At 72.1% G+C, this 23015-nt stretch carries 18 protein-coding genes and 1 pseudogene; 8 read left to right on the forward strand and 11 right to left on the reverse strand.

The window, feature by feature from the left end:
* Positions 1 to 22 precede the first annotated feature (22 nt).
* From ACZ32T_RS24705 to ACZ32T_RS24725, 5 genes and pseudogenes are all read right to left on the reverse strand, one after another.
* Complete coding sequence (locus tag ACZ32T_RS24705) at positions 23 to 1549, reverse strand: hypothetical protein (RefSeq protein ID WP_467265015.1); 1527 nt, start codon at positions 1547 to 1549, stop codon at positions 23 to 25.
* Between the two features lie 57 nt (positions 1550 to 1606).
* Positions 1607 to 5218: a hydantoinase B/oxoprolinase family protein gene (locus ACZ32T_RS24710; RefSeq protein WP_467369066.1), complete on the reverse strand. Its 3612-nt coding sequence runs from the start codon at positions 5216 to 5218 to the stop codon at positions 1607 to 1609.
* Between the two features lie 64 nt (positions 5219 to 5282).
* Positions 5283 to 5420: pseudogene (locus tag ACZ32T_RS24715) on the reverse strand (glycosyltransferase); the annotation flags it as partial.
* Between the two features lie 131 nt (positions 5421 to 5551).
* The gene (locus tag ACZ32T_RS24720) at positions 5552 to 6970 is read right to left on the reverse strand and encodes a HEAT repeat domain-containing protein (RefSeq protein ID WP_467369068.1); all 1419 of its coding nucleotides are present in this window, start codon (positions 6968 to 6970) and stop codon (positions 5552 to 5554) included.
* A gap of 230 nt (positions 6971 to 7200) precedes the next feature.
* Entirely contained in the window at positions 7201 to 7593 is a 393-nt protein-coding gene (locus ACZ32T_RS24725; protein WP_356712692.1) for an ankyrin repeat domain-containing protein, read from the reverse strand.
* A 324-nt stretch (positions 7594 to 7917) separates the two neighbouring features.
* On the opposite strand from ACZ32T_RS24725, the gene ACZ32T_RS24730 reads away from it, so the two are divergent.
* Together ACZ32T_RS24730 and ACZ32T_RS24735 are read left to right on the forward strand one after the other, a co-directional pair.
* Positions 7918 to 8112, forward strand: a complete 195-nt coding sequence (locus ACZ32T_RS24730) for a hypothetical protein (protein WP_014044751.1) — start codon at positions 7918 to 7920, stop codon at positions 8110 to 8112.
* A gap of 37 nt (positions 8113 to 8149) precedes the next feature.
* A complete protein-coding gene (locus ACZ32T_RS24735; RefSeq protein ID WP_467369070.1) occupies positions 8150 to 9751 on the forward strand; it encodes a hypothetical protein in 1602 nt (533 codons plus the stop codon).
* Between the two features lie 38 nt (positions 9752 to 9789).
* Here ACZ32T_RS24735 and ACZ32T_RS24740 read toward each other — a convergent pair whose 3' ends face one another.
* A complete protein-coding gene (locus ACZ32T_RS24740; protein ID WP_467265005.1) occupies positions 9790 to 11289 on the reverse strand; it encodes an SCO1417 family PLP biosynthesis transcription factor in 1500 nt (499 codons plus the stop codon).
* A gap of 101 nt (positions 11290 to 11390) precedes the next feature.
* Here ACZ32T_RS24740 and yczE point away from each other — a divergent pair, with 101 nt between their 5' ends.
* The 4 genes from yczE (at position 11391) to ACZ32T_RS24760 (ending at position 14879) form a co-directional block, all read left to right on the forward strand.
* The gene (yczE, locus tag ACZ32T_RS24745; protein ID WP_467265003.1) at positions 11391 to 12059 is read left to right on the forward strand and encodes a membrane protein YczE; all 669 of its coding nucleotides are present in this window, start codon (positions 11391 to 11393) and stop codon (positions 12057 to 12059) included.
* A gap of 5 nt (positions 12060 to 12064) precedes the next feature.
* Positions 12065 to 12829, forward strand: a complete 765-nt coding sequence (locus ACZ32T_RS24750; RefSeq protein WP_467369359.1) for a glycerophosphodiester phosphodiesterase — start codon at positions 12065 to 12067, stop codon at positions 12827 to 12829.
* A 46-nt stretch (positions 12830 to 12875) separates the two neighbouring features.
* Positions 12876 to 14240 (forward strand): MFS transporter, encoded by a 1365-nt coding sequence (locus tag ACZ32T_RS24755; RefSeq protein ID WP_467265001.1) that lies wholly within the window; start codon positions 12876 to 12878, stop codon positions 14238 to 14240.
* A 264-nt stretch (positions 14241 to 14504) separates the two neighbouring features.
* Positions 14505 to 14879 (forward strand): RNA polymerase-binding protein RbpA, encoded by a 375-nt coding sequence (locus ACZ32T_RS24760; protein ID WP_078598328.1) that lies wholly within the window; start codon positions 14505 to 14507, stop codon positions 14877 to 14879.
* 144 nt (positions 14880 to 15023) lie between these two features.
* On the opposite strand, the gene fxsA is transcribed toward ACZ32T_RS24760, so the two are convergent.
* The 4 genes from fxsA to ACZ32T_RS24780 form a co-directional block, all read right to left on the reverse strand.
* Positions 15024 to 15623: an FxsA family membrane protein gene (gene fxsA, locus ACZ32T_RS24765; protein WP_467369071.1), complete on the reverse strand. Its 600-nt coding sequence runs from the start codon at positions 15621 to 15623 to the stop codon at positions 15024 to 15026.
* Positions 15624 to 15692: 69 nt separating this feature from the next.
* The gene (locus ACZ32T_RS24770) at positions 15693 to 16460 is read right to left on the reverse strand and encodes a polyprenol monophosphomannose synthase (RefSeq protein WP_467264997.1); all 768 of its coding nucleotides are present in this window, start codon (positions 16458 to 16460) and stop codon (positions 15693 to 15695) included.
* 534 nt (positions 16461 to 16994) lie between these two features.
* Positions 16995 to 18635, reverse strand: a complete 1641-nt coding sequence (locus ACZ32T_RS24775; protein ID WP_467369073.1) for an amidohydrolase — start codon at positions 18633 to 18635, stop codon at positions 16995 to 16997.
* A 67-nt stretch (positions 18636 to 18702) separates the two neighbouring features.
* Positions 18703 to 19143: an Lrp/AsnC family transcriptional regulator gene (locus tag ACZ32T_RS24780; protein WP_033304241.1), complete on the reverse strand. Its 441-nt coding sequence runs from the start codon at positions 19141 to 19143 to the stop codon at positions 18703 to 18705.
* A gap of 202 nt (positions 19144 to 19345) precedes the next feature.
* On the opposite strand from ACZ32T_RS24780, the gene ACZ32T_RS24785 reads away from it, so the two are divergent.
* On the forward strand, positions 19346 to 19756 hold the full coding sequence (locus ACZ32T_RS24785; RefSeq protein WP_467264992.1) for a hypothetical protein: 411 nt from the start codon (positions 19346 to 19348) through the stop codon (positions 19754 to 19756).
* Between the two features lie 399 nt (positions 19757 to 20155).
* Here ACZ32T_RS24785 and ACZ32T_RS24790 read toward each other — a convergent pair whose 3' ends face one another.
* Positions 20156 to 21328, reverse strand: coding sequence for an acyl-CoA dehydrogenase family protein (locus ACZ32T_RS24790; RefSeq protein ID WP_467264990.1), 1173 nt, complete (start codon positions 21326 to 21328; stop codon positions 20156 to 20158).
* A 350-nt stretch (positions 21329 to 21678) separates the two neighbouring features.
* Here ACZ32T_RS24790 and ACZ32T_RS24795 point away from each other — a divergent pair, with 350 nt between their 5' ends.
* Positions 21679 to 22953, forward strand: a complete 1275-nt coding sequence (locus ACZ32T_RS24795; RefSeq protein WP_467264988.1) for a glycoside hydrolase family 18 protein — start codon at positions 21679 to 21681, stop codon at positions 22951 to 22953.
* The last annotated feature ends 62 nt before the right edge of the window (positions 22954 to 23015 follow it).

Raw genomic sequence — 23015 nt, forward strand, 5'->3', positions numbered from 1 at the left:
CGGGTGGTCGGGCCGGGGACGCTCACGAGGCGTCCTTGCGGTCCGCGGCCATGCCCGCCGCGTCCAGCAGGGCCATGCCCACTATCAGGTCGGCTCCGCCGAATTCGTGGTCCTCGAGCTGGGTGCCGTCGTCGACGGCGAACAGCAGCCGTCGCTCGCCCTGGCGGTAGGCGGTGCCGACGGGAGGGCTGGCCGCGTGGACGGCCAGCAGGGCGACGAGGTACGGCAGCTCGGGGTCGCGCAGCCGTGCCTCGGCGAGGAGTCCTGAGAGCCGGCGGGGGGCGTCGTGCTCCAGGTCGAGCAGCTCCATGGCGTGTCCGAGCTGCTCCTCGCTGAACCGGCTGTCGTCCGGGGTGGCGATGAGGTCGGGCTCGGGCATTTCCGCGCCGAGGTGCTCCCGCTCGACCGGGGGCATGAGCAGCAGGTCGACGAGGTCGCCGACCCGGACGGAGGTGGGTGTGCGCAGCCCGGTGCCGTGTGCGAAGAACGCGTCGGTGGCCCGGGTGGCCTGCTCGACGGGGAGCGGCAGCAGGGGCACGACGAGCTGTCCGTAGAGGTCGAGGCCCGCCTGCGCGGTGGGGGTGGCGAACGCCTGGCGGTCCTGCTCGGCGCGGAAGAGGGGCCCTGCCTCCAGGAGCCTTGACTGGAGCTGGGTGTGGCGTCGGATGCAGTCCTTGACGATGTCGACCAGCTCGGCGGCGCGGCGCTTGTGCTCGGGCTCCTCGGCCTCGTCCCTGGCCTTGCGGATGTTGGTGAGGATCGCGTTCTCGTGGCGGTAGCGGTCGGCGACGTGGTCCAGCGCCTCGGCGATCATGTCCGGCACGGCGTTGAGCCAGTCCACGGCGCGGACGTTGCGGCGGGTCGCGTCCAGTGTCCTGCGGAGCGTCTCGGCGTACTGCACGGTGCGGTAGCGGGCCTGTTCGGCGGCGAGCTGGGCGTCGGCGAGGCGGCCCCTGCTGATGAGGACCTCCAGCTTCACCTCGGCGGCGATCTGGGCGCTGGTGACGTCCGTGTCCAGGGCGCCCACCAGGACGTTGACCGCCTCGTCGGTGGCGCGGAGGTAGACCGCCCCGCCGTGGCCGGGGACTTCCTCGACGAGCTTGAAGTCGTAGTCCCTGCGGACGTAGACGCCGTCGGGTCCGAAGGTGCCGTACACCGCGCGGAAGCCGCGGTCCACGCTCCCGACGTTGATCAGGTTCTCCAGCACCCAGCGCGCGACCCGCTCGTGCTCGGTGACGGGCCGGCGGGGTGCCTGGGCCGCGATCCGCGGGAGGAGCCTGGCCACTATCTGGTCGTGGTCGGCGCCCGTGTCGAAGTCCATGTTGAGGGTGACGAGGTCGATCGCGGCGAGGGCGACCTCGGCCATCGCGTAGACCGTGTACTCACCGGCCAGATTGGCCTTGCGCACGTCGAGGTCGTGCAGCGGGGCGGTGCAGGCGAGCGCGCGCAGCCGACGCGAGAGCCCCTCATCGGCGGCGGGGCCCGGGGCGGGCCTCGGTCCCGCGCTGAGCTGGGGCGCAGCGGTGTGGGTGGCGGCAGGCGAAGTCACGCTGCACAGATTAGGTCCTCGCACCGACAACGGTCGAAACGGCGCAGAAGCGACCGGTCACGGCCGCCCGTAACCGCCCCCTCCCGGCGTGCGCAGCACCAGGACGTCCCCGGTGTCGAGCTCGGCGGTGTCACAGCCTTCGAGCGGCGTCACGCCGGCCCGGCCGGCCCGCTCGACGTACTGTTCACCGAGGGCTCCGGGGCCGCCTCCCGCCATGCCGTACGGGGGCACCCGGCGGTGTCCCGACAGGAGTGCCACCGTGACGGGTTCGAGGAAGCGGAGCCTGCGTTCCACCCCTCTGCCGCCGTGCCACCGGCCCGGGCCCGCGCTGTCCTCCCGTACGCCGAAGCTCTCCAGCAGCACCGGGTAGCGCCACTCGAGGATCTCCGGGTCGGTGAGCCGGGAGTTGGTCATGTGGGTCTGCACGGCGTCGGCCCCGTCGAATCCGTCCCCGGCGCCGGAGCCGCTCGCGACGGTCTCGTAGTACTGGACCCGGTCGTTGCCGAAGGTGAGGTTGTTCATGGTGCCGGAGCCCTCGGCCTGGACGCCGAGAGCCGCGTAGAGGGCGCCGGTGACAGCCTGGGAGGTCTCGACGTTGCCCGCGACGGTCGCCGCCGGGTGGACGGGTGCGAGCATCGAACCGTCGGGTACGCGGATGTCCAAGGGTTTCAGACAGCCGCTGTTGAGGGGGATGTCCTCCTCGACGAGCGTCCGGAACACGTAGAGGACGGCGGCCGTCACCACGGACCTGGGGGCGTTGAAGTTGCCGGTCTGCTGCGGGGACGTGCCCTCGAAGTCGATGACGGCCCGGCGTGCGTCGCGGTCCACCCGCACGCTCACGGCGATGACGGCGCCGTTGTCGGTCTCGTAGCGGCAGGAGCCGTCGCGCAGCCCGGCCACGATGCGGCGTACCGATTCCTCGGCGTTGTCCTGGACGTGCCCCATGTACGCCTCGACGACGTCCTGCCCGAACTGGCGCGTCATGCGTCGCAGTTCCGAGATGCCCTTCTCGTTGGCCGCGATCTGGGCGCGCAGGTCGGCGAGGTTGGTGTCCGGGTCGCGTGACGGGTGGGGCGCGGTCGTGAGCAGCTCCCGGGTCTCCGCCTCGCTGAATGTCCCGTCGCGTACCAGCGGCCAGTTGTCGAACAGGACGCCCTCTTCGTCGACCGTACGGCTGAAGGCGGGCATGGAGCCCGGGGTGATGCCTCCGATCTCCGCGTGGTGGCCACGTGAGGCGACCAGGAAGCGCAGCCGCTGCTCCTGTCCGTCGGCCGGCTCGTCGAACACGGGCGTCACGACGGTCACATCCGGCAGATGGGTGCCGCCGTGGTAGGGATCGTTGACGGCGTACACATCACCGGGCCGGAGGGTGTCCTCGTTGCGCCGCAGCACCTCTTTGATGGACTCCCCCATCGAACCCAGGTGGACCGGGATGTGCGGGGCGTTGGCCACCAGATCGCCGTCCGCGTCGAACAGCGCGCACGAGAAGTCCAGCCGCTCCTTGATGTTGACGGAGTGCGCCGTGTTCTGCAGTCGTACGCCCATCTGTTCGGCGATCGACATGAAGAGGTTGTTGAACACCTCGAGCATGACGGGGTCCACCCGGGTGCCGACGGCGGTCCGCCCGGGCCGCGGCTCGGTCCGGCGCAGCACGAGGTGTCCGGCCGGCCCCGCCGTCGCCTGCCATCCGGGGTCGACGACGGTGGTGGCGTCGTCCTCCGTGACGACGGCCGGGCCGGTGACGGTGTCCTCGGCGCGCAGTGTCGCGCGGCGGTACAGCCCGGCGTCGCGCCATCCGTCCCCGGTGAACATCGTCACGGTTCCGAGGGGGCGCAGCGGTCCTTCTCCCGCGCCCGCTCCCACCCGGGGAGGGGTGTGCGGGCCGGCTGTTCCGGTGGCTTCCACGGAGACGGCCTCGACCACCAGGGGCTTGTCCATGGTGCATCCGTAGCGCGTCCGGTGGGCTTCGGTGAAGTCCGCGGTCATGGCGGTGGCGGTGCCGTGGGCGACGGGCAGGGCGGCGTCCGTGCCCGCGTAGCGCAGGAGGATCCGCGCCCGGGTGGTGATGGCGCCGTCGGGGACACCGTCGGCCCTGAGGTCGGCCCGGGTGCGCTCGGCCAGGGACTCGCAGAGGCCACGAACCCGGGTACCGGTCGCGTCGTCCAGGGGGGCCTCGACGGACCGTTCGCGCATCGCGGTGGCGTCGGCGAGACCGATTCCGTACGCGGAGAGGACGCCGGCGAGCGGCGGTACGAGGACGGTGTCGATGCCCAGGGCGTCGGCGACGGCGCAGACGTGCTGCCCTCCCGCGCCGCCGAAGCCGGTGAGGGCGTAGCGGGTGATGTCGTGGCCCCGTTGTACGGAGATCTTCTTGACGGCGTTCGCCATGTTGAGCACGGCGATCTCCAGGAAGCCCGCGGCCACTTCGGCGGCCGTACGCCGGCTTCCGGTGGCGGCTGACACCTCCTCGGCCAGGGCGTCGAAGCGCTGCTTCACGAGACGGGCGTCGAGCGGCTGGTTCCCCTCGGGCCCGAAGACCGCGGGGAAGTGCTCCGGGCGGATGCGGCCGAGCATGACGTTGGCGTCGGTGACGGTGAGCGGCCCGCCCTTGCGGTAGCCGGCGGGCCCGGGGTCGGCCCCGGCCGAGTCGGGGCCGACCCGGTAGCGCCGTCCGTCGAAGTGCAGGACGGATCCGCCGCCGGCGGCGACGGTGTGGATGCTCATCATGGGCGCACTCATCCGCACCCCTGCCACCTGCGTCCCGAGCTCACGTTCGAATTCGCCCGCGTAGTGGGAGACATCGGTGGAGGTGCCGCCCATGTCGAAGCCGATGACGCGGTCGTGGCCCGCCTGGCCCGACGTACGCACCATGCCGACGACACCCCCTGCCGGGCCGGAGAGCACCGCGTCCTTGCCGCGGAAGTGCGCGGCTTCACGAAGCCCGCCGTTGGACTGCATGAACATGAGCCGGATCCCGGGGAGTTCGGCGGACACCTCCTCGACGTAGCGGCGCAGGACCGGTGAGAGGTAGGCGTCGACGACGGTGGTGTCGCCGCGCGGCACGAGCTTGATCAGCGGGCTGACCTCGTGCGAGCAGCTGACCTGGGTGAAGCCCGCTGCCCTGGCTTCCTCACCGACGGCTCGCTCGTGCTCGGGGTGGCGGTAGCCGTGCATGAGCACGACGGCGGCGCTGCGGAACCCGTCCTCCGCTGCCTCCCTGAGCCGCCCGGCCACGGCGTCGCGGTCGAGTGCCTTCACGGTGCCCCCGCGGGCGTCGACGCGTTCGGGGACCTCGACGACCCGGGCGTACACGGCCTCGGGGAGCAGGATGCGGCGGTCGAAGAGCCGGGGCCGGTTCTGGTACGCGATCCGCAGGGCGTCCCGGAAGCCTTCGGTGACGACCAGGACGGTGGGCTCGCCCCGTCGCTCCAGAAGGGCGTTGGTGGCGACCGTCGTGCCCATCTTGACGCCCGCGACCCGGTCGGCGGGGACCGGGTCGCGGGGGCCGAGCCCGAGAAGGAGCCTGATCCCCGCGACGGCGGCGTCACGGTAGCGGCCGGGGTCGTGCGACAGCAGTTTGCGGGAGACCAGCCGGCCATCGGGCTCACGTCCCACGACGTCCGTGAAGGTGCCGCCGCGGTCGATCCAGAACTCCCAGCGTCCGGTCATCCCTCCATTCTGGCGCGCGGGACGTACCACCGCAGAAAGGGCGTACGGCGCCCCCGGAACGGGTGGTGGCCGTCGCCTCGGCCCGTGCGATGACCAGCGGCTGGCGGCCGCGGGCGGCGAGGTGCCGGGCGGTCCGCAGGGTGCGGTGGGCCACACCGTTGACGTCGGGAGGAAAGGATTCGCTGACGATGACGACCCGCACACGGGTGTTGTCACCGCGCCGGGCGTGCCCGTGCCGACTCGGATCTTTCCGTCCGGGACGTCCTACGAGCGTTCGCGCCGCGCTCCCCCGGCGCGCGGCGTCCGGGCTCCGTGCGTCAGCGGAGCGCCGGCTCAGACGGCGGGCGCGTCGGGCCCGATCCTGCTGCGTACGGCGGACTGGACCTCGGCCTCCTCGGCCGGGTCGGCGGCGAGCCGCCTCAGCCGTTCGGCGACCCGGATGTCCCCGGTCTCCGCGTGATGTGCGGCCAGCTCCCGGGTGGTCTCCTCGCAGTCCCAGAGGCACTCCACGGCGAATCCGCTGGCGAAGGAAGGGTCGGTGGCGGCCAGGGCCCGGGCGGCGCGGCCACGCAGGTGTGAGGAGGACGTCTCCCGGTAGACATGACGCAGCACGGGCGCGGCACAGGCGATGCCCAGGCGGCCCGTGCCGTCGACGAGGGTCCACAGGTGCGGGGCGTCGGGCCCCTCACCCCGGACCGCCTCGCGCAGCGCGGCGAGGACGAGCGGCGCGTCCTGTGCGGCGCCGCGGCAGGCCAGGACCCCGGCCGCCGAGGCCCCGAGGGTGTCGGGCCGGTGGGCCCAGCGCCGGGCCCGGTCGACGGCCGCTTCGCCGCACATCCGCTCGAAGGCGGCGACGGCCGCCTCCGCCACGGTGGGGGACGGGCCGGCGACGGCCCGCTCGATCAGGTCGAGCACGGCGGGGTCCTGGACCTCGGCCAGATAGTGCAGGGCGGCGCAGCGCGCGCCCTCGGAGCCGCTGCCCGCGGCCTCGACGATCAGGGGCCGGTCCTCGGTCCCGGCGACTGCGGAGAGGCAGCGGGCCGCGGGTACGTGGAGCACGCTGCCGCGTTCCAGTCCGGCCTGGGCCCAGTCGAACACGGCCTGGACACTCCAGCCGGGGCGCGGTCCGCCCGGCCGCATCTGCCGCTGCCATCGGTCGAAGGAGCCCTGCTCGCTCGCCGCCCTGACCCGGGCGGCGACCGGTTCGCGTGAGTCGTCGGCCCAGAGCCGCCAGGGGCGGGGCTCGAAGGCGTCGCGCACGGCGGCGGCCAGCTCGGCGGCGCCCTCCGCCGTGACGGGGAACCGCCCGAGCACCGGCTCGGCCAGGGAACGCAGTCCGGCGTCGTCGTCGCGCAGGGCGAGCTCGTCGAGCGCCCAGGCCCAGTTGGACCCGGTCGCGGCATACCGGCGCAGGAGCACGAGGGCGTCGTCGCGCCCGTAGGAGGCGAGGTGGCCGAGCACCGAGAGGGCGAGACCCGTGCGGGAGTCGTCGGTGTCGAGGTGGTCCTCGGGAGCCCACAGGTGCTGCTCGATCTCCTCGGTGCCACCGTCGAGGTCGAGGTAGAGGCGTGCGTAGTAGAGGGAGCGGTTCTCGACCTGCCAGTCGTGACGCGGATCGCTCAGGACGCAGTGGTTGAGAGCCGCCAGGGCCTCGGGGCGTGGGGCGGCGAGCGCGTGGAGCGTGCCGTCGCCGCGGCCCCTCTGCAGCAGGCCGAGCAGTGTGCCGCTCGGCGCTATGAACGGATCGAACATGGGGAAAGCCTCACATCAAGCTGTCGACGCGACCGGGACTGTGCTGTTCCATGTGCCGGGGTGAGATCCCCTAGGCCGCGCAGCAACATGATCGGCCGACTGCCGTCTTCTGCCTGGTGCTCATCTTCCTCTGCCTCTCGTCGGTGGTCCGGAACGGACCCGCGACGTCATGATGACCCAGCCATTTCGCCGACGCGACCACATTTACGACGCACCGGCCGGCCGGCCTCTCAGCGCGCACCGAAGAGTTCCAGCAGGTCGTCCTTGCCGAACATGCGCGCGGTGTCCACGGCGGAGGGTGTCCCGGCGGCCGGATCGGCCCCGGCCGAGAGCAGTGCGTCGATCACTTCACGCTCGCCCTTGAAGACGGCTCCGGCCAACGGGGTCTGCCCCCGGTCGTTGGCCCGGTCCGGGTCGGCGCCACGGCCCGCGAGCGCGACGACGGCGGGAGCGTGTCCGTGGTACGCGGCGAGCATGAGCAGGGAGTCGCCCCGGTCGTTGGTGAGGTTCGCGGGGACACCCGCGTCGACATAGGCGGCGAGCGCGTCGCTCTCGCCCCGGCGGGCCAGGTCGAAGACCTTGGCCGCCAGCTCGATCACCTCGGGGTCGGGGGTCTCGCTCATCGGAGGGGCCGCCTTCCATTGCCGTTGTCGCGGTCGCTGACCTGGTGGGGAGTACGACGGGGGGCCGTACGAGTGAATCGACAGAGTACTGCTCCGGCGCAGTCCTCAGCCTGCCCAGGACCGACGGGAGATCACCCCGCGGGCATCACTTTCCGGTGAGGACAGGGCCTCTGCGGCGCCAGGACCCCCTGGCCTGCGCCTTTTCGACCACCGGTCGAGTGAAAACAAGGGGTATTCACTCAGTTGCACCTTTTATCGTATAGGTACATCTTGTGATCCTGGAAGTACTCATGGTGACTGTCCCCTCAACCAGGAGAACCGCTCATGATCCTCTCCATCTCGGGCGTGGTACTGCTCGGCATCATCGTCTTCCTGTTCTTCAAGAAGGACGGGCTCAAGGCGTCCCACGCCCTCATCTGTGCTCTGTTCGGCTTCTACCTGGCCGGCACAGCCATCGCCCCCAGCATCACGGCCGGCGGGGCGAGCCTCGCCAGCATGCTGGGCGGGATCAAGTTCTGACGCTCCGAAACCGCTCCCACCTCTCCAGGAGACCGACGTGGCCCGGCGACCACTCCCCCGCATCCTCAGGAGCGGCAGCGCTTCGATCACCCGCAGCCGCGAGATCGCGCGCACGGCCGCCGACAGCGCCACCGACGTCCTCCATCCGCTGATCACGGTCACCCGTGGTCTGCGGCTGCTGGCGGGAGCAGGACGGCACAAGTGGGCCGCGACACCGAAGGACCGCCGCGGACACGTGCTGTTCCTCGTCGCGGCCTGCGTACTGGCGGTGGCGCTCATCCCCTACGGGCCTCTGCTGGCCCTCATCTCGGTGATGGGCGCCGCCGCGTGGCGAGGGCGCGACCGCACCCCCGCGAGCACCGGCCCCGCCGAGGCGGAGGCGGCACGGCTCCAGGCGCTGTACGAGGCGCTGGTGCCGCACTTCTCCGTGGCCGATGACCCCGGTCCGCTGTTCTCCCACGGCGGCGACTGGGAGAAGGCCTTCGGCACGTCGTACGAGTTCGACGGCAACGGGCGTCTCACCCGGCTCCAGGTGAACTATCCGGCGTACTTCACCGACGGGGACCCCGCGTCCCGGGCCCGTGTGGAGCAGGTGCTCCACGCCAAGTCCGGCCGGGGCCGCGAGCACCACTTCGTCTGGGACGAGGAGAGCAACCACCTCCTCATGACCGTGCTCGCCGCGCTCCCCACCACGATCACCGCCCAGCGCTTCGTCACCGCGCCCGGCGAGACCGTGCTCGGCTTCACCGACGCGGACGCGGTCCGGCGCACCGTCCCGGTCCAGGACGGCGACGGGACGCGGGACGCCTCGCCCGTGATCTGGCGGACCGGCGCCCGTTCGACGGAACCCCATCTGCTGATCGCCGGGCACCCCGGCAGCGGCACGACGACCCTGCTGCGTTCGCTCGCCCTGCAGGCGCTCCAGCACGGCGACATCCTCGTCGTGGAGGGCGGTGGCACCGGCGAGTACGGCTTCCTGACCGGCCGGGACGGCGTGCTGGCCGTGGAGTGCGGGCTGGCCGGGGCGCTCGCGACGCTCGAATGGGCGGCGCACGAGACCGAGCGCAGGCTCATCGCCGCCAACCGGGCCCGCCAGGCCGGGCACCCCGAGCCCGAGGACATCAAGCGCCCCCTCTGGATCCTGCTCGACCGCCCGAGCGCACTGGGGCACCTGGCGGCCGCCGACGGCAGGCGGGATCCGCAGGAGCTCCTCCAGGTGCCGCTGCGCCACGGCCGCGCCGCCGGGGTGACGGTCGTGGTGGCGGACCAGTTCGACAGCCTGGACACCCTCACCGAGACCGTGTGGACCCACACCAGGGCACGCGCCGTCCTGGGCCCCGCGGACCGCGAGCAGGTCGAAGCGGTCCTGGGCGTCCAGCCGCACACCACGCCCGTCCCCGACGTCCCGCCGGGACGCGGATACACCCGGCTGGGCAGTGGGCCGGTCCTGCGGTTCCAGGTGCCGGCCACCCCGGACCCGTACGACGAGGCCACGAGCGAGGCCCAGCGGCAGGCGGTGCTCGACCTGCTCCCGGGCGGGGTGCCCGCGGTCGGACAGGCCGTGCCGGAGGACGCCGCCGCGCCCGCGGCCGTCCACACGGAACAGCTGGTCGGGACGCCCGCCGTCGCGGAAGGGTGACGTCGGGGGCGCCTCAGGCCACGGAGAGCCGGGGCACCTCAGGCCACGAAGGTCCGGGGCGCCTCGGCTCCCGCGCTCGCCCCGGAACCGACCAGCTCCGCGGCGGCGGCCAGCCGCAGCGCCGCCTCGTCCGCCACCGGGCCGCCCACCGTGAAGGGCAGTCGCACATAGCCCTCGAAGGCACCGTCGACCCCGAACCGGGGCCCCGACGGGACGCGGACGCCGACCCGTTCGCCCGCCACGGCCAGCCGGGACCCGGAGAGCCCGCCGCTGCGTACCCAGAGGGTGAGGCCGCCGGCCGGCACCTCGAACTCCCACGCCGGGAGCTCCCGGCGCAGGGCGCGCACCAGGTCGTCCCTGTTCTCCCGGGCCTGCTCGCGCCGGATCTCCACGGCCTGCTCCCAGCCGCCCGTCCGCATCAGCCAGTTGATGGCGAGCTGTTCCAGCACCGGCGTCCCCATGTCTGCGTACGCGCGTGCCGCGACCAGGCTGCGGATGACGTCCGGCGCCGCCCGCACCCAGCCGATCCGCATGCCGGCCCAGAAGGCCTTGCTCGCGGAACCGACGGTCAGGACGGTGCTGCCCGCCGGATCGAACGTGCAGACCCTGCGGGGCATCTCCACGTCCGCGTCCAGACGCAGTTCGTGCATGGTCTCGTCGACCACCAGGACCGTACCCGCCGACCGGGCGGCCTCGACCAGGGCGCGGCGCTGCTGCTCGTCGGCGAGGGCCCCGGTGGGGTTGTGGAAGTCGGCGACGACGTAGGCCAGCCTGGGGGCCGCGTCCCGCAGGACCTGTCGCCAGCGGTTCATGTCCCAGCCGCCGAGGCCCTCCTCCATCGCCACGGGCACCAGTCTGGCGCCCGCCTCGCGCATGAGCTGGAGGATGTTGGCGTAGCTCGGGGACTCCACGGCGATCCGCTCGCCGCGCCCGGCGAAGAGATGGCAGATGGCGTCGATGGCGCCCATCGCCCCGGTGGTGACCATGATCTGTTCGGGCATCGTGGGGATGCCGTGCCCGGTGTAGCGGTCCGCGATCATCTGCCGCAGTGCGGGAAGACCGGCCGGGTAGTCGCCGTGGGTGTGGGCGTACGGCGGCAGCTCCTCCAGGGCGCCCTGGACGGCCCGGGTCAGCCACGGCTCCGGGGCGGGCAGCGAGGCGCAGCCCAGGTCGATCATCGAGCCGAGCGACTCGGGAGGCAGCGGTTCGAGGCCCCGGGCGGGCAGCGGGTTGCCCGCGGGGACCGCGGTCCAGCTGCCGGCGCCGCGGCGCGACTCCAGGAAACCCTCCGCCCGCAGCGCCTCGTACGCCGCGGCGACGGTGGTCCGGCTGAGGGAGAGGGCCAGCGCGAGCTCGCGTTCGGCGGGCAGCCGCGCGGCGACCGGGACGCGGCCCTCCAGGACGAGCAGGCGCACACCGTCGGCCAGGGCCCGGTAGGCCGGCGGCTTACGCGAACCCGGCGGCAGGGGACGAGCCTGCTGCCCCTGCAGCTGGCGGGCGAGCTGCGCCGCACCGACGGTCGAAGTCCACTGCGCCATGTAAATCAGTCCACCTTCCTCGGATTGGCCATAGTTGGCAGCCAATCCCCTGCCACAGAGTGACACGCAGCAGTCCACTACCACCACACAGGGGGCACCACTTGTCCGACACCACATCCCGGAGCGGCGCCCGGCTCGCCCGGCGGCTGACCCATCTCTACGTGGGCCTGGCCCTGTACGGGGCGAGCTCCGCGCTCCTGGTCCGCGCCGGGCTCGGACTCGAACCGTGGGGCGTGCTGCACCAGGGGCTCGCCGAGCGGACCGGCATCTCCATCGGAGTCGTCTCGATCATCGTCGGAGCGGTCGTGCTGCTCCTGTGGATACCGATCCGGCAGCGCCCGGGGCTCGGCACCGTCTCCAACGTCTTCGCCGTCGGCATCGCGATGGACGGCACCCTCGCCCTCGTCCCGGATGTGCACGGCCTCGGGGCGCAGATCCCGGTGATGGCCGCGGGGATCGTGCTCAACGGGGCCGCCACGGGCCTGTACATCTCCGCGCGCTTCGGCCCCGGACCACGCGACGGCCTGATGACGGGCCTGAACCGGCTCACGGGCCGCTCCATCCGGCTGGTGCGTACGGCGATCGAGGTGGCCGTGGTCGTGACCGGCTTCCTGCTCGGCGGTTCGCTGGGCGTCGGCACGGTCCTCTACGCCCTGGCCATCGGGCCCCTGGCCCAGTTCTTCCTGCGCTTCTTCGACCTCCCCGCGCCGGATGCCCGCACCGTGCCCGTTGCGGCCCGGACACCGGAAGGGGCGATACTTCCGCGGTGACCGCAGTGACTTCGGGGCGCCACCCCTATCTGGACCATCCGTCGACGATCCCCTTCGCCCACCGGGGCGGGGCGGCGGACGGCATGGAGAACACCGCCGCCGCGTTCCGGCGCGCGGCCGGCGTCGGCTACCGCTACTTCGAGACCGACGTGCACGCCACGGCGGACGGCCGCCTGGTCGCCTTCCACGACGCGACCCTGGACCGGGTGACGGACTCCCGGGGCCGGATAGCCGGGCTGCCCTGGAGCGAGGTGCGCCGGGCCAGGGTGGCCGGCAGCGAGCCGCTGCCCCTCTTCGAGGAGCTCCTGGAGGAGTTCCCGGACGCCCGGTGGAACGTGGACATCAAGGCGGAGTCCGCCCTCGTCCCGCTCGTCGGCCTGATCCGCAGGACCGGTGCGTGGGACCGGGTGTGCGTGGGGTCGTTCTCCGAAGCGCGCGTGGCCAGGGCCCATCGCCTCGCGGGCCCCCGCCTGGCCACCTCGTACGGGGTGCGCGGGGTGCTGGGCCTGAGGCTTCGCTCGTACGGCATTCCGGCGGCGCTCCGGGCGGGCGCGGTCTGCGCGCAGGTCCCGGAGAGCCAGAACGGCGTCCGTGTCGTCGACCGGGGCTTCGTCCGCACGGCGCACGCGCGCGGCCTGCAGGTCCACGTCTGGACGGTCAACGAACCCGGACGGATGGCGGCGCTCCTGGACCTCGGAGTGGATGGCATCATGACCGATCACATCGAGACGCTGCGCACGGTGCTGAGCGAGCGGGGGGCCTGGGCCTGACGCCGGGACCCGCCGCGTCCGCACGGGACGAACGAGGGGGCGCGGCGTGAGCACGGACATCGCAGGGACGGAGGATCCGGCCGGACCGCCGGCCGAGGCGGCCACGCGCAGACGAGAGCAACGCGGCTGGTACTTCTACGACTTCGCGTGCTCCGTGTACTCCACCAGCGTCCTCACGGTCTTCCTCGGCCCCTATCTGACGTCGATCGCCGAGGCGGCGGCCGACGCGGACGGGTTCGTGCACCCGCTCGGCATACCCGTGCGGGCGGGGTCGCTCTTCGCGTACGCGGTGTCGGCGTCCATCGTGGTGGCCGTGGTCGTCATGCCCGTCGTGGGCGCGGCGGCGGACCGTACGGGACGGAAGAAACCCCTGCTCGCGGCGGCCGCGTACACCGGTGCCACGGCGACGGCCTGCATGTTCTTCCTGGAGGGCGACCGCTATCTGCTGGGTGCCTTCCTGCTGATCGTGGCGAACGCGTCCATCTCCGTGTCGATGGCGCTCTACAACGCCTACCTCCCCCAGATCGCCACCCCGGCGGAACGCGACGCGGTCTCCTCCCGCGGCTGGGCCTTCGGCTACACCTCGGGCGCGTTCGTCCTCGTCCTGAACCTGGTCCTCTACACGGGCCACGACTCCTTCGGGCTGTCCGAGCCCGACGCGGTCCGGATCTGCATCGCATCGGCCGGTGTGTGGTGGGGCGCCTTCGCCCTCGTGCCGCTGCGCCGGCTGCGTGACCGCCGGGTGGCACCGGGCGGCGACGGCGCGGTCGGCTCCGGCTGGCGGCAGTTGCGGGCGACGCTGCGCGACATGCGCCGCCACCCGCTCACGCTGGCCTTCCTCCTCGCCTATCTGGTCTACAACGACGGCATCCAGACGGTGATCTCCCAGGCGTCGCTGTACGGCTCCGAGGAGCTCGGCCTCGACCAGACGACCCTGATCACCGCGGTGCTGCTGGTGCAGGTGCTCGCCGTGGCGGGGGCACTGGGGATGGCGCGACTCGCCCGGCGGTACGGAGCCAAGCGCACGATCCTGGCCTCGCTGGCCGTCTGGACGCTGATCCTCGCCGCGGCGTACGTGCTGCCCGCCGACGCGCCGGTGTTCTTCTACGTCCTGGCGGCCGCGATCGGCCTCGTGATGGGCGGCAGCCAGGCCCTCTCGCGGTCACTGTTCTCGCACCTGGTCCCGCGGGGGAAGGAGGCGGAGTACTTCTCCGCCTACGAGATGAGCGACCGGGGACTCAGCTGGCTGGGGCCCCTGGTCTTCGGTCTCGGCTACCAGCTCACCGGCAGTTACCGGGACGCGATCCTGTCCCTGGTGCTCTTCTTCGCGCTCGGCTCGGTGCTCCTGGCGAGGGTTCCCGTACGGGCCGCGGTGGCCGCCGCGGGCAATCCCGTGCCGGACCGGATTTAGACGTTGAAGTGAAAGGCCGGTAGTGTACGCCTTTGGTGTGCTCGGCGGACCGTTACTGCGGGTGGAAGAAGTCGAACCGTTGGGTGACAACTTCGACCAGAGGTGACAAACCGGGCACCGGTGGGTAGTAGACCCAGACCAAGCAGCGGCACGACGGGCGACGCATGACCGGCAACGGGAATCTTTACCGCCGACCGGACGTTGACCGGATGACGACGACAGCGACACCTGTCCTGTGGGCGACAAGCCCGGGAGGCACGATTCATGAGTGAGCGAGCTCTCCGCGGTACGCGACTCGTGGTTACCAGCTACGAGACGGACCGCGGCATCGATCTGGCCCCGCGCCAGGCGGTGGAGTACGCATGCCCGAACGGACATCGATTTGAGATGCCGTTCTCGGTAGAGGCGGAAATTCCGGCGGAGTGGGAGTGCAAGGCGTGTGGCGCCACAGCACTCCTGGTGGACGGGGACGGCCCCGAGGAGAAGAAGGGCAAGCCTGCGCGTACGCACTGGGACATGCTCATGGAGCGGCGTACACGCGAGGAGCTCGAAGAGGTGCTGGCCGAGAGGCTGGCGGTTCTGCGCTCCGGTGCCATGAACATCGCCGTGCACCCGCGGGACAGCAGGAAGTCTGCCTGACCGCGTACCACCGCAAAGATCAAGAGCCGCGGGCCGCGACACAGAACATGTGTCGCGGCCCGCGGCTCTTCGTCGTCCAGCGGACCGCGGCTTGTTTCGCCCGGCCGGCCGCGGCTCTTCGCCGCCCGCCGGCCGGGCGGCGTCTCAGGGGATCAGCGGCGGGCGGTCCGGGCCCTGGCCGTCGTCCGGGCGGGGCCGGGCGGGCGTGCCGTCCTCGCGGATGACCTCGCCCGGGACCACCTTGCCGTCCGGGCGGTGGATACGGGCCTGCTGGAACGCGTCGGAGAGGCCTCCCGGCGTCGCGGCGCGCATCCGGCGCTCCAGGGAGCGTTCCGCGTAGCGTCCGAGCACGGAGCGGACCGGGGGCAGCAGGAGCAGGAGCCCCGCCGCGTCGGAGATCACGCCGGGGATCATCAGCAGCAGCCCGCCCAGCATCAGGAAGCCGTTGCCCTTGCTGCCGGCCGGGGCGGGGGCCGGGGTCGCGGGAGCACCGGGCTGCCCCGGCATCTGCTGGAGGGTCTCGGTGAGGTTGCGGAAGGCCCGCCGGCCGGCCCGCTTGATCACCGCTCCACCGAGCACGGCGCCGGCGACCAGGAGCAGCAGCACGGTGAAGCCGCTCGCCGCACCGGCGATCACGGTCAGCAGCCAGATCTCCAGCACCAGCCAGGCTGCGACACCCAGCGGCAGGAGGGTTCGGGCGCGTGAGCGCCGTGGACGGTTCGGAGGCGGTGTGCCGGTCGTCATGTCCCCAGTGTGCCTGTACGAACGTGCGAGCGGCGTAAGGGGGTGATCAAGAGACCCCGTCGCGGGCGGTCAGGGAGTCTTGCGGCCCAGCACCTTGTTGGCCCGGCCGGTGATGCCCCAGCCGGTGACCCGCCACAGGGCCTCGACGAGGATGTCGCGGCTCATCTTGGAGTCACCGATCTCCCGCTCCATGAAGGTGATGGGCACCTCCACGACGTGGTAGCCCGCCTCGACGGCCCGGCGGGCCAAATCGACCTGGAAGCAGTAACCCTGCGAGGCGACCTCGTCGAGGCCGAGACCGTCCAGGGTCCCGGTGCGGAAGGCGCGGTAACCGCCGGTGACGTCACGCACCGAGAGGCCCAGCAGCATCCGGGAGTAGAGGCTGCCGCCGCGCGAGATCATCTCGCGGTGCCTGGGCCAGTTGACCACGCGACCGCCGGGAACCCAGCGCGAGCCGAGGACCAGATCGGCGCCCTTCAGCGCGGTGAGGAGCCGGGGCAGTTCCTCGGGCTGGTGCGAGCCGTCGGCGTCCATCTCGACCAGGACGCCGTAGCCGTGCTCCGAGCCCCAGCGGAAGCCGGCCAGATAGGCGGCCCCGAGTCCTTCCTTGCCCTTGCGGTGCAGGACGTGCACCTGGCTGTCGCCGGCCGCGAGTTCGTCGGCGACCTTGCCGGTGCCGTCGGGGCTGTTGTCGTCGGCGACGAGGACGTCCGCTTCCGGCACGGCGGCGCGCACCCGGGCGACGATCAGCTTGACGTTCTCGGCCTCGTTGTAGGTCGGAATGATCACCAAGACTGTGCCGAGCGGGCCGAACTGCCTCTGACCGCCGTCGTTCACTACTGCCCCTTAAAGTCCGTACGCAGGTGCACACCATATCCAGCACGACGCGCCCGGACTCCGACGCGGTCACGGGGCGGCGTGTGGCGCGCGGACAGAAGCGTGGAACTGGGGACAGAAGGGCAGCACTGCGGATCGGGGCCCGGCGTCCTTCGGGCCGACCTGGGACCCGCTGGCTGCGGGTCGACCGAGAGCCGTTGTCTACTGAACCTCCGGGCCCCACCCGGGTCGCACCTGCCGTCCGGACGAAACCTTCCCTCGCCCCCGAGGCGCGGGCGCTGAACCTGGCTGTCAGTGGTGGTGCACCGGTGCGGCACACCGCCCCATGACCCAGCGGCGTTCGACGACTGCGTGGAGGTTTGACCGGTCGGACGTCCAGTGGTGGACCCGGCCGAACCTACCGGCCCCTGGGCACATGCTGTCAACAGTCACCCTACCTGCTGCTTCTCCTGAAAACGCCTGGTCAGCACCGAGGGCGCACAGGTCGTGGCGGAGTCCTGGCGCCTTCGATCGGCGGTACGGAATTTCCTGACGTCACTCGTTCGGCCGTACGTAGACAGTCTGTCCGAAGACCACCGTCCGCAGACAGACCGGAAGCTCCGCTCCCGGGGTGAGATCGGGCAGGCCGGGGGTGCCGGAACGAGGATCGGTGGACCACCGCGCCACCCGGTCGTCCGGAGCCTGTACCAGCAGGTCACCGGTACGCCAGACGGCGTAGTCGGCCGGGGCCCCCGGGACGAGCACACCGCCGTCGTCCCGCCCGACGGCCCGCCAGCCGCCCCGCGTGTGGGCGGTGAAGCCGGCCCGTACGGAAACGCGGTGCTCCGGTGTGCGGTGATGGGCGGCGGCCCGCACCGTGCCCCACGGGTCCAGGGGGGTGACCGGGCTGTCCGAGCCGAAGGCGAGGGGCACTCCCGCGCGCAGCAGAGCCGCGTAGGGGTTGAGGGTCGCGGCGCGCTCCGCGCCCAGGCGGCGGGCGTACATGCCGTCGGGGCCGCCCCAGGCGGCGTCGAAGGCGGGCTGGACGGAGGCGGTGAGGCCCAGTTCCGCGAAGGCGGCGACGGTCTCAGGAGTGAGCATCTCGGCGTGCTCCACGCGGTGCCTGGCGGCCCTGATCCGGGCGAGCCCGAGGGTTTCGGCTGCGGTCCGGACACCGGCGACCACGGCGGAGACGGCAGCGTCACCGATGGCGTGGAAGCCGGCCTGGAGCCCCGCCTCGGTGCACGCCGTCACGTGTGCGGCGATCCGCGCGGCGTCGAGCCGGCCGGTGCCGGTGTGCGGTGCGTCGGCGTACGGCTCGTGCAGGAGGGCGGTGTGCGAGCCCAGGGAGCCGTCGACGAAGAGGTCTCCGGCCGCGCCGACGGCACCGAGTTCGCGGACGCGGCGGGCACCCTTCTCGTCCTCGACGGGCTCCGCCCAGTATCCGAAGACCCGGGGGCCGGGGTGCTCGGAGGCGAGCTCCAGCAGCCCGGTGAAGTCCTCCTCGTCCGAGATGTCGGGGCCCGCGCACTCGTGCACGGTGCCGATCCCGAGCGATGCGGCGTGTGCCAGGGCGGCGCGCTGGGCCAGCGCCCGCTGCGCCGGTGTGACGGCACCGTGGGCGGCCGCGCGCACCGCGTGGTGGGCGTCGCCGGTCAGCGGGGCGTCGGGGTGGTAGCCGGCCAGCGCGGTGACGCCCGGGACCAGGTCCAGGAGCGCGGTGGTCACGACGGCCGAGTGGACGTCCACACGGGGCAGATAGACGGCCCTGCCACCGGCCGCCTCGTCGAGCTCGCGGCGCGACGGGTGGCGCTGCTCGGGCCAGCGGGCGGCGTCCCAGCCGTGCCCGAGGATCACCCCGGCCCCCGCGTGGGCGTTCGCGAACGCACGCACGAGTCCGAGGGCTTCGGCGAGCGAACGCGCACCGGAGAGGTCGAGACCCGTGAGGGCGAGTCCGGTCGACGTGGTGTGGACATGGGAGTCGGTGAAGGCCGGGGTGACCAGTGCCCCTTCCAGGTCGATCACCTCGTCGACGCCGCTCGCGAAGGCGTCGGCCGCCCCCTCCGAGCCCACCCAGGCGACATGGCCGCGTTCGACGACCATCGCGGTGGCGAACGGGTCGGCGGGGCTGTGGACGTCTCCACCGCGCAGCAGCACGGTGCGGTGTTCGCTCTGGGGGGCGGCGTTCTCGGTCATGGGACCAGTCTCCCGCCTGCTGGGTCCCGCGCCTCCCCCGCCCCCTCCGCAACGCCGGGCGGAACCGTCAGATGCGCGGCGGACGCGCCTCGTAGGGCGTGGAGAGGACGACGGTCGTGCGGGTGGACACGCCGGCGAGGGTGCGGATGCGGGTGAGCAGGTGCTCCAGCTCGAGAGGGCTGGAGACCCGCACCTTGAGGATGTAGTTCTCGTCGCCCGCGACGCTGTGGCACGCCTCCAGTTCCGGGACGCCGGCGAGCCGCTCGGCGATGTCGTCGGGTGCGCTCGGGTCGAAGGGTTTCACCGAGATGAACGCAGTGAGAGGCAGGCCGACGGCTTCGGGGTCGACGACCGCGGCGTAGCCCCGGATCACCCCGCGCTGCTCCAGCCGGCGGACGCGCTGATGAACGGCCGAGGTGGACAGGCCCGTGGCCTTGCCCAGGTCGGTGTAGCTCATCCGCCCGTCCTTGACGAGCAACTCCACAATCTGACGGTCCAGCTCCTCCATGCGGATCAACCTATGGCCCCGGGCCCTCCAGGCACAGCCGTGGGACCCCTGGAAGGGCACGTTCGAGGAGCATGTGACGAATGCCACAGGTTTACGGGTCGGTAGCCGAGGGCCTCGCGGTTACGGCCGACTTCCTGCGGGAAGTGCTTGCTGTGGCCGAGGCCGTGGCGCCTTGCCGGCCCACCCGAGGGGGGAAAGAACCATGCAGAGCCTGAAGCTCACCGGACGTACCGAACCGGAGCCCGACGATTACGCCGCCCAGGACGAGGACGCCGCTCCCGACGCGTACGACATGTTCGAGATGTACCGGGTGATCTGCCCGGACTGCTCCCAGCCGATCGCCCTGCTGGCGGACGAGGACGTACTTCCCGAGCACGCGCTGTGCCCCACGCCGTGGAACCCGTTCGTCCTGACCGTCTGCCCCGGTACGAACCGTGACGCCTCCGAGGCGCGCCCGGCCGACGAGTCGCTCGACGTCCAGGAGCAGGAGACCGCCCTGCTGCTGACGCTCCCTCAGGGTCTCGACTGGCGGATGCAGCCCTTCTCGCACGCCGGCGGCCCGGGTTCTCGCCCCCTGCGGTACGTGCCGCAGGCGCGGCGTCACGCCGCCTGACGTCTCCACCCCCGAGGGTGTACGCGCGCACCACGACGGCCGGGCCGGCGTGGTGCGGCCGGCTCACCTGCGGCGGTACCCGAGGAACGGGCGCGCGAATCGGCCGGGCAGTGACCCGGGACCCCGTGGCGCGTTGGCTCTGTATGACCACGCTGCATTCAACGGCCGGCCCCGTACGCCGCCGTCTCGCCGCACCGACGTCCGGAGAATCGGTTCCTCTGCCCGGACCGCCGGCCCGGGAGGCCACGGGGCCGTCCGCGCCGCACTCCACCGACCCGCCCATCTACCGGGCCATGCTGCGCCAGTGGGAGAGCTCGGGCCGGACCCTGCCGGGCCGCCATGACCAGGAGTGGAACCGGATCATGACGACACCGGTCTGGTCGGACCGGCCCGTCCGGGTCAGTGCGTCTCGGGACCCGCGAGGTGACGGGCGATGACCATGCGCTGGATCTGATTGGTGCCTTCGACGATCTGGAGCACCTTGGCCTCGCGCATCAGCCGCTCGACCGGGAAGTCGAGGGTGTAGCCGTAGCCACCGAGGACCTGCACCGCGTCGGTGGTCACCCGCATGGCCGCGTCGGTGCAGAACAGTTTCGCCATGGCCGCCTGCCGCGAGAACGGCATGCCCGCGTCGCGGAGCCGTGCCGCCTCCAGGTAGAGCGCCCGGCCGGCCTCGATTCGGGTGGCCATGTCGGCGAGCATGAAGCGCAGCCCCTGGAAGTCCGCGATGGGCCGGCCGAACTGCCGCCGGTCGGTGGCGTATCGGACTGCCTCGTCCAGGGCCGCCTGGGCGACGCCGATGGCGCAGGCGGCGATTCCCAGCCGCCCCGAGTCGAGCGCGGACAGCGCGATGGCGAAGCCCTGCCCCTCGTCACCGATGCGGCGGTCGCCGGAGATCCGTACGCCGTCGAAGTGCAGCTGGGCGGTGGGCGAGCCCTTCATGCCCATCTTCTTCTCCGGCAGGGCGGCGCCGAGGCCCTCGGCGTCGCCGGGCACGAGGAAGGCGGTGATGCCGCGCGGGCCGTCCTCCCCCGTGCGGGCGAGCACGGTGTAGAAGTCGGCGATGCCTCCGTGCGTGATCCAGGCCTTGGTACCGGTGAGGACCCAGTCCTCGCCGTCCCGGACGGCCTTGGTGCGCAGCGAGGCGGCATCGGACCCCGAGGACGGCTCGGAGAGGCAGTAGGCGCCGAGCAGGCCGCCGGCGAGCATCGCCGGGAGGTGGGCGGTCCGTTGCGCCTCGGTGCCGTATCCGGCGAGCGCGTGGCAGGCCAGCGAGTGGACGCTGACGCCGAGGCCGACGGTGAGACGGGCGGCGGCGAGCTCTTCGAGCACCTGGAGGTAGACCTCGTACGGCTGGTCGCCGCCGCCGTACGCGGAGTCGTACGGCAGCCCGAGCAGGCCGGCTTCGGAGAGCAGGGTGAAGACCGGACGCGGGAAGAAGCCCGCTTCCTCCTCCTCCGCCGCCCGGGGAGCGATTTCCTTCGACACGATGTCGCGTACGAGCTCGACGAGCTGCCGGGACTCCTCGGTGGGCAGACGGCGTTCCACCGGCTGCGGGGCACGGTCGGACATGACGGCGCTCTCCTCCCTGTCGGGCGTGACGGCGGTCGCGCGCGGGGTGTGCGCCGCACCGCCGGGTGGTCCCGGGCGATGCCCGGAAATCTACGGCTCCGCAGCCGATCCTGCCTTCCCGGATCACGGGAGGCGCCGGCCGGCGGCTGTGGCGCGTTGAGTATGCCCGATCGGAGCGCACGCGTCACCGGGCAGCCGGAGCCATGACCAGGGAAATTGGTCCGAACCATTGACCCAACTGGTCTAGTCCTTCTACGGTCTCCCCCAATGCCTCATCGCGTCCATGCCAATTCTGGATGGAGCAGGGCAGGCACCCCCCACGCCCAAGCCCTCCCCCACGAGGAGCCACAATGACCGGACTTCACCGTCCTCGCGCCCGCCTGCGGGCGCTCACCGCCACCCTCTGCACCGCCGCACTCGGAGCCGCTCTGCTCGGCGTCGCCGGTACGTCCTCCGCGGGTGCCGCCCCTGCCGCCGTCGATGTCTCCGCGCCGGCAGCCGCCGAAGCCGCGCCCACCGCGGCCGGCGGCAAGGTGGTCGGATACTTCACCAACTGGGGTGTCTACGACCGCGATTACCACGTCAAGAACATCGAGACGTCGGGCTCGGCCGACAAGCTGACGCACATCAACTACGCCTTCGGCAACGTCCAGGGAGGCAAGTGCACCATCGGCGACAGTTACGCCGACTACGAGAAGGCCTACACGGCGGACCAGTCGGTGGACGGCGTCGCGGACACCTGGGACCAGGAACTCCGCGGAAACTTCAACCAGTTGCGCAAGCTGAAGAAGTCGCACCCGGACCTGAAGGTCATCTGGTCCTTCGGCGGCTGGAGCTGGTCCGGCGGCTTCGGTGAGGCCGCGCAGAACCCGGCCGCCTTCGCCGATTCCTGCTACGACCTGGTCGAGGACCCGCGCTGGGCCGATGTCTTCGACGGCATCGACATCGACTGGGAGTACCCGAACGCCTGCGGGCTGACGTGTGACACCAGTGGCCGCGACGCGTACGGCGAGCTCCTGTCGGCGCTGCGCTCGAAGTTCGGCACCGACAACCTGGTCACCTCGGCGATCACCGCGGACGGGTCCGACGGCGGCAAGATCGACGCGGTGGACTACGCGGGGGCGGCGAAGTACCTGGACTGGTACAACCCGATGACGTACGACTTCTTCGGCGCCTTCGCGGCGCAGGGGCCGACGGCTCCGCACTCCCCGCTGACCTCCTACCCGGGCATCCCGACGGAGGGCTTCAACAGCGACGCGGCGATCTCCAAGCTCAAGGGCCTGGGCATCCCCCCGGAGAAGCTGCTGCTGGGCATCGGCTTCTACGGCCGCGGCTGGACCGGTGTCACCCAGGAGGAGCCGGGTGGCACGGCGACGGGGGCCGCCCCGGGGACGTACGAGGCCGGCATCGAGGACTACAAGGTCCTGAAGAACAGCTGCCCGGCCACCGGCACGGTCGCCGGGACGGCGTACGCCCTCTGCGGCACCGACTGGTGGAGCTACGACACCCCGGCCACCATCGCCACGAAGATGGACTACAAGAACGAGCAGGGCCTGGGAGGGACGTTCTTCTGGGAGCTCAGCGGCGACACGACGGACGGTGAGCTGATCCGGGCCATCAACTAGCCCCGACGGGGTACACGGTCCGCAGGGCGGGTCAGGGGTGGGGTGCCGGGCGGGCGCCCCAC

It is taken from the genome of Streptomyces sp. NPDC023573 (assembly GCF_055559735.1).

Excerpts from the sequence above, each read along its gene's own strand:
- ACZ32T_RS24710 (WP_467369066.1), bottom strand. The coding sequence starts at position 5,218 with ATGACCGGACGCTGGGAGTTCTGGATCGACCGCGGCGGCACCTTCACG.
- ACZ32T_RS24720 (WP_467369068.1), bottom strand. The coding sequence starts at position 6,970 with ATGTTCGATCCGTTCATAGCGCCGAGCGGCACACTGCTCGGCCTGCTG.
- ACZ32T_RS24725 (WP_356712692.1), bottom strand. The coding sequence starts at position 7,593 with ATGAGCGAGACCCCCGACCCCGAGGTGATCGAGCTGGCGGCCAAGGTC.
- ACZ32T_RS24730 (WP_014044751.1), top strand. The coding sequence starts at position 7,918 with ATGATCCTCTCCATCTCGGGCGTGGTACTGCTCGGCATCATCGTCTTC.
- ACZ32T_RS24740 (WP_467265005.1), bottom strand. The coding sequence starts at position 11,289 with ATGGCGCAGTGGACTTCGACCGTCGGTGCGGCGCAGCTCGCCCGCCAG.
- ACZ32T_RS24760 (WP_078598328.1), top strand. The coding sequence starts at position 14,505 with ATGAGTGAGCGAGCTCTCCGCGGTACGCGACTCGTGGTTACCAGCTAC.
- fxsA (WP_467369071.1), bottom strand. The coding sequence starts at position 15,623 with ATGACGACCGGCACACCGCCTCCGAACCGTCCACGGCGCTCACGCGCC.
- ACZ32T_RS24775 (WP_467369073.1), bottom strand. The coding sequence starts at position 18,635 with ATGACCGAGAACGCCGCCCCCCAGAGCGAACACCGCACCGTGCTGCTG.
- ACZ32T_RS24780 (WP_033304241.1), bottom strand. The coding sequence starts at position 19,143 with ATGGAGGAGCTGGACCGTCAGATTGTGGAGTTGCTCGTCAAGGACGGG.
- ACZ32T_RS24785 (WP_467264992.1), top strand. The coding sequence starts at position 19,346 with ATGCAGAGCCTGAAGCTCACCGGACGTACCGAACCGGAGCCCGACGAT.
- ACZ32T_RS24790 (WP_467264990.1), bottom strand. The coding sequence starts at position 21,328 with ATGTCCGACCGTGCCCCGCAGCCGGTGGAACGCCGTCTGCCCACCGAG.
- ACZ32T_RS24795 (WP_467264988.1), top strand. The coding sequence starts at position 21,679 with ATGACCGGACTTCACCGTCCTCGCGCCCGCCTGCGGGCGCTCACCGCC.